Origin of the sequence: Polaromonas sp. UBA4122 (assembly GCA_002381615.1) — a bacterium.
Classification (GTDB): domain Bacteria; phylum Pseudomonadota; class Gammaproteobacteria; order Burkholderiales; family Burkholderiaceae_C; genus Polaromonas.
Map to the genome: position 1 here is coordinate 1084 of DFWY01000106.1, position 5261 is coordinate 6344.

The following is a 5261-nucleotide window of genomic DNA, read 5'->3' on the forward strand; positions in this document are numbered from 1 at the left end:
TTTTCATTTTTCAACCAAGGGATGAACAGGGATTAACAGGCTCTGTTGCAGTAAGCATAAACGACAATCTTGCCCATGCTTGATTTTCGCCAAAGTCTGATCAACAGCACGCTGCGCAAGGTGCTCAAACGGTTGCACGACCCTCTTGAGGTGATGCTGACCTAGTATGTGGCCTACCCGCTGAGCCTTCGCCATATCGAGGAGATGATGCAGGAGCGCGGTGTTTTCGTGGATCACGTCACGGTTCACCGCTGGGCGATCAAGGGGCTCTGTCGCGTTGACAATCAAGCCGGCCACTCGACTATGCTGAGCGCTTTGACTGAAAAGGCTTGAAACGAGATGCTGGCTACCAAAGGGATGCGCTTCCCAATCGACGTCATTCTGGTATGCATCCGTTGGTACGCGGCCTATCCGCTAAGCTATCGCCATTTGGAAGAAATCATGCAAGAGCGAGGCGTGTTCGTCGACCATTCTTCGATCAACCGCTGGGCGATCCGGTTTCTGCCATTGCTTGAAAAGGTCTTTCGCAAATACAAGCGCCCAGCGGGAGGGAGCTGGCGCATGGATGAGACCTACATCAAGGTCAAAGGCGTCTGGAAGTATCTCTACCGCGCGGTAGACAAGCAGGGCAAGACAGTCGACTTCCTGCTGACTGCCAAGCGCGACAAGGCCGCAGCCATGCGCTTCTTTGACAAAGCCATGCAAACCAACGGTGTTCCTGCGAAGGTCACGATGGACAAGAGCGGCGCCAACAAGGCAGCCATGGATGAGATCAATGCCAGAGGCGAAACACCGATCATCATCCGGCAAGTCAAATATCTGAACAACATCGTGGAGCAAGACCATCAGGCTGTCAAACGGGTCACCAGACCCATGCTCAACTTCAAGTCATTTCAAGCCGCCAAATGTGTGCTGGCCGGTATCGAGCTGATGCACATGATTCGCAAAGGTCAGCTCATGATGAACGGCTGCGGTGAGATGTCGTTTGCCGACCAGTTTTATGCATTGGCAGGGAAAATCCGTCCGGTCTGAGCGACTGGCATTCGTTCCCGTTAGAAGCACGTTCATCTGCCGGCAACGCGACAGAGCCCTCCACCGCGGCATTCGGCAAACGACGTCCCCAAACAGGCTGCGGTAGTGAATGTCGTGGTAGTCCTTGAGATTGCGAGCACGGCCGCAGTGTTTGCAGATTCGCTCACCGGCGGCAAGCTGTTCTATTTGCTTTACAACGACTGCCGCCTGAAGCTCCCTGAGGATAGACTTGCCCTGCGCTAGGCTCAGGCCCAACGTTGGAACGGACGCAAGGAAATCGATTTCGAGTGTGCAAAAATGGGGTTTTCGGTCTGGCACTAGGTAAGTTGATCCAGCGGCGCGCATCTTTAAGCAGCAATAGAAGCTGGTCTTGCCTCAGCGGCGAAGCCTCGAAGCCGAATCGCTTGTAGAAGCGTGCCGCATCTTCATCGATCGGGTGAGTGAGCATGGCCCGGATGCCGGCTTGCTCCGCAATGAGCAAGGTGCGTCGAATGGCGTCCTGCAGCATGCCAGTTCCAATGCCGCGCCCTTGGCTTTGCAGCGACACCGCCAGGCGAGCCAGGATCACCACAGGAACCGGATATTGGCCCATCCCTTTGGCGATGCGCTCGGGGGCCTCTATCGTGTCGATTTGTCCAACCGTGAGGCTGAAATATCCGCCCACGCGATCATTGTCCGCCGCCACAAAGGTCTTGGCTGAGCCGCTGCCTTGAGCTTGGCGCGCGTGACGCGTCAGCCATTCATTGAGTGCCGGTTTACCGCAATCAAACGTGTCAAGGCGATGAACTGTGTTCAGGGGAACCGGGGAGCTCCAGGTCATTGCACATTCCAAGGGGCCTTGCGCGAAAACAGGTCTTGAAGACCTTGATTCTCTTGAGCCGGACGGTCTAGCAAGTCCATTAGTGCTTGATACTGAGTACCCGACACCATGAAAAGACGTTGCTCAAGCAGTGTCTGCTCGGCCGCCTGGCAGGCGCTGTCGAGGATGAAGTCGGTCAAGGACTTGTGTGCAACCTCTGCAGCGCGGCGCAGAATGGTTTCTTGCTGTCCGGTCGCACGCAGTCCCAGACGTGCCGAACGTGATGTGCGTGATGACTGGGTCAAGGATACAGGCGTTGAGTCCATGATTTCACTGTGATTTGTTAGTTGATTGGCATAATGTTAGTACAAATGACGAACAAATACAAGAGCAGTGTGGTGAATTTTGGGTCAACTCGACGTGCATAGGGTCAAGGGCTCCTGCCATTCGCATCCCCAAAGCAGGCAGTCGCGATAGGCGATTTACAACCACAAGCGGCCGGTCATCCGGCGAAGTAAATGTGTCGCAGTTTTTGAAGTAAAAGTGTCACACCCGCACAGGATCTGGCAATCTGTTGCCTGTTCGCGCACCAGAGATAGAAGGTTGGCGAGAATCCGGCCGTCGGTCTCGGCTTTCGTGTCAGACGGCACTCACTTTGGCCATGCTCCGGTAAGTAGTGCCTGACCGAAAACACGCCAAGTCCAATAATGACGCGGGTTCCCGTCGCTTTTATCAAAACGAAGATTTTCTAAAACCCGCATTTTGAGCCATTTTTCTGCCCAATCATGGGCCAATGCCGGGTATTGGCCAGAATCTTCGCTCAATAATTGCCCTCCAATTTCGGCAAAAAATAGTCGTCAAAAACTCAGCAATCAGTCCACCCTTTCCCCTCTCAAACGTTATTGCGAGAGGTCCAAAAATGGTGCTTTTTTGATTGAGAAAGAAGACAGCTGACGTTCTACAACCACCGGCGATTGCATTCAACGCTGGGCTACGTCAGCCCAATGCAGTATGAGAAAAGCTGGCACGCGGCACAGCTATTGATGGCCGCATAATGAAGTGGCTAAGCGGTACGTCCAACAGGGGCAAGTCACTATGCCTGTGCCACTGCGCGCCAGACTACCGCCGACTGAATCGGCGCCCAGGTGCAATATCTTGAGTTCTTCGGCGGAGTCGCTCTCTTGAAGCAACGCCAACAATGAGAGACTGGGAGCGGTATATTACATTGGAAAATTAATTTCAAATAAGTCACTATTAAGGATATCAGGCTGCATAAGATCTTTCGGGGCCCTCACTTCTCTGGGCTGATATACGGCGCAGTGCTGATGATGCTGATTCATGTGATCGGCACGCTCGGCTACATGTACATCGGGCGTCCATCGGCGACCTGGATTGATGGTTTTTACATGACCTTTATCACCGTGGCCACCATTGGCTTTGGTGAAACAATCGATTTAAGCAGCCACCCGATGGGTCGCTTGTTTACCGTGTTCATTGCTGTGATTGGCATTGGCACGATGAGCTACCTGTTTTCCACTTTTGTAGCGCTGCTGCTTGAATCTGATCTCAACGCCGCTCTAAGGAAAAAACGCATGGAAAAGGAAATTGCCAGGCTCGCCGGGCACTACATTGTGTGCGGCATTGGCCGCGTCGGCACCAACGTAGCCGATGAACTGCTCAAGACCCAACGCAGGCTGGTGGTGATCGAGACTGATCGTCTGGCGCTGGACCGTTGGCTGGAGCAGCACCCAAACACGCTGCACCTATATGCTGACGCGGCTGACGATGAAGCATTGCGCCGGGCAGGGATCATGGCTGCGGCCGGGGTATTTGCCGTGACAGGCGACGACAGCCACAACCTCATGCTGTCGCTGTCGGTCAAGCTGCTGAACCCCAAGGCGCGGGTGGTGGCACGCGTGCATGACATTCGCAACATCGACAAGGCCCGCCGCGCCGGGGCGGATGAAGTAGTCTCGCCCGACTTCGCTGGCGGTTTGCGCATCGCTTCGGCCATGGTGCGGCCGCATGCCGTCAACTTCATGGACCAGATGCTACGCACCGATGAATATCTGCGGGTGGAGGAAGTGATGGTGCCGGCCCACTTCCAGGCTACACCCGTCGTCGAATTGATTCCAAAGTCAAGGGACTACATACTCCTGGCCACGCATGAGAATGGCAAATGGGTGTTCAATCCGGCCGACGATCATCTCGTCAAGGCGGGTGCGGTGCTGGTCTTCATGTCCAGTCCGGGAGGACGCGCGCATCTGGAACAGCTGTTCAAAGTTTGAAAGCGACTCGCTGTGCTGTTTTAAATGGCGGTTTTGTTGCGATAGTGGAGCCGAGGCGAAAAGAGTTGCGGGGTCGGCCTGTTGATCAAGCCGCCAGGCTATAGAACTGCTGTGCCGCGGACATGGTTTGGCCCTCGGGGCAGCCCAACTGCCCCTTGCGGATCATGTGCATGGTTTCGATTCCGGCGATGATGATCCTGGCGCTCCAGAATGACTTGAAGCCCAGCATCGGCCGGGTGATCCGCTTGATGGCCCGGTGGTCCTGTTCGACGATGTTGTTGAGGTACTTGTTTTGGCGCATCAGGATGTCGACGCAGGCGTCGGCCTTGACACTTTCAATGGCGGCCGTGTTGGCGCCGCTTTTGTCAATGGTGATCTTCTCTGGCACATCGTGCAGGTTGATGGCGCGCTCCAAGAACCGCCGGGCCGCAGCCAGATCCCGCTTGGCAGTGAGTAGAAAACCCACGGTGTCGCCGTCGCGATCGACGGCGCGGTAGAGATATTTCCACTGGCCTGAAACCTTGATGTAGGGGTGAGTAGGCCTTGGGGGTTTCACCCAAAGCCTCTCGCAGAACCGTGCGTAAATCTCTCGATTTACACGGTTCCCGTTATCCAACCTACGCCCCATGAGTCCGCCAGTGGTCGAACATCTGCGGTTGTGCTTCCTTGATCTTTTGCAACCACTCCTCACCGCGTCGCTTGTGGCGTCGCAGTGTCTTGTACTTGCGCCGAGCCCAACGCACAATCTTTCGGTCCAAATACCGACAGAGACCCTGCATGGCTGATCGATAAAAAGCTCCATAGTAGTTCCACCACCCACGTATCGTGGGATTGCATTGCTTGGCAACTTCGACAAGGCGCTTTGAGGTTTGGCCCGTAAGCCGCCACCCCCGCACCTGCTCTCGCATCCGTTTCAAGGCAACAGGACTGGCGCCGGGCAAGAAGCTTGTGGAAACGTGCCCGTGCTTCGTCTGCGCCCTTCGAGGCCGAAACTGGAAGCCCAAGAATGTGAAGGTCACATTCGGATAGGCTTGGGTGCGGCTGCGGTCCTTGCAATAAACGATCTTTGACTTTTCCGGGTGCATCGTCAACCCACATTCAGCCAGCCGTGAGGCAATGGCCTGCATGACCTCTTGCGCCTG

The 5261-nt window shown here is 55.2% G+C and carries 6 protein-coding genes and 2 pseudogenes; 3 read left to right on the plus strand and 5 right to left on the minus strand.

Going from position 1 to position 5261, the window contains the following annotated elements; genetic code table 11:
- Nucleotides 1–339: 339 nt before the first annotated feature.
- On the plus strand, nt 340–1032 hold the full coding sequence (locus tag B3F77_RS14455) for an IS6 family transposase (RefSeq protein WP_293605630.1): 693 nt from the start codon (nt 340–342) through the stop codon (nt 1030–1032).
- Nucleotides 1033–1195: 163 nt separating this feature from the next.
- Here the strand turns inward: B3F77_RS14455 and B3F77_RS14460 are convergent, their stop codons facing one another.
- The 3 genes from B3F77_RS14460 to B3F77_RS14470 form a co-directional block, all read right to left on the minus strand.
- Nucleotides 1196–1852, minus strand: coding sequence for a GNAT family N-acetyltransferase (locus B3F77_RS14460; RefSeq protein WP_293605631.1), 657 nt, complete (start codon nt 1850–1852; stop codon nt 1196–1198).
- Nucleotides 1849–2157, minus strand: coding sequence for a DUF1778 domain-containing protein (locus tag B3F77_RS14465; RefSeq protein WP_293605632.1), 309 nt, complete (start codon nt 2155–2157; stop codon nt 1849–1851). The genes B3F77_RS14460 and B3F77_RS14465 overlap by 4 nt, the downstream gene beginning before the upstream one ends.
- Nucleotides 2158–2481: 324 nt before the next feature.
- Nucleotides 2482–2655, minus strand: coding sequence for a hypothetical protein (locus B3F77_RS14470; protein ID WP_293605633.1), 174 nt, complete (start codon nt 2653–2655; stop codon nt 2482–2484).
- Nucleotides 2656–2781: 126 nt separating this feature from the next.
- On the opposite strand from B3F77_RS14470, the pseudogene B3F77_RS20800 reads away from it, so the two are divergent.
- Nucleotides 2782–2886, plus strand: a pseudogene (locus tag B3F77_RS20800) (IS3 family transposase); the annotation flags it as partial.
- 270 nt (nt 2887–3156) lie between these two features.
- The gene (locus B3F77_RS14475; RefSeq protein WP_293605634.1) at nt 3157–4119 is read left to right on the plus strand and encodes a potassium channel family protein; all 963 of its coding nucleotides are present in this window, start codon (nt 3157–3159) and stop codon (nt 4117–4119) included.
- Nucleotides 4120–4204: 85 nt separating this feature from the next.
- On the opposite strand, the pseudogene B3F77_RS14480 reads toward B3F77_RS14475, so the two are convergent.
- Both B3F77_RS14480 and B3F77_RS14485 read right to left on the minus strand, forming a co-directional pair.
- Nucleotides 4205–4663: pseudogene (locus B3F77_RS14480) on the minus strand (IS6 family transposase); the annotation flags it as partial.
- A 73-nt stretch (nt 4664–4736) separates the two neighbouring features.
- Nucleotides 4737–5261, minus strand: a 525-nt coding sequence (locus tag B3F77_RS14485; protein WP_293605635.1) for a group II intron maturase-specific domain-containing protein, incomplete at its 5' end; no start/stop codon positions are given.

Bases quoted from the DNA above. Each gene is read 5' to 3' on its own strand.
- B3F77_RS14465 (WP_293605632.1), bottom strand. From the start codon at position 2,157: ATGGACTCAACGCCTGTATCCTTGACCCAGTCATCACGCACATCACGT.
- B3F77_RS14475 (WP_293605634.1), top strand. From the start codon at position 3,157: ATGATGCTGATTCATGTGATCGGCACGCTCGGCTACATGTACATCGGG.
- B3F77_RS14455 (WP_293605630.1), top strand. From the start codon at position 340: ATGCTGGCTACCAAAGGGATGCGCTTCCCAATCGACGTCATTCTGGTA.
- B3F77_RS14460 (WP_293605631.1), bottom strand. From the start codon at position 1,852: ATGACCTGGAGCTCCCCGGTTCCCCTGAACACAGTTCATCGCCTTGAC.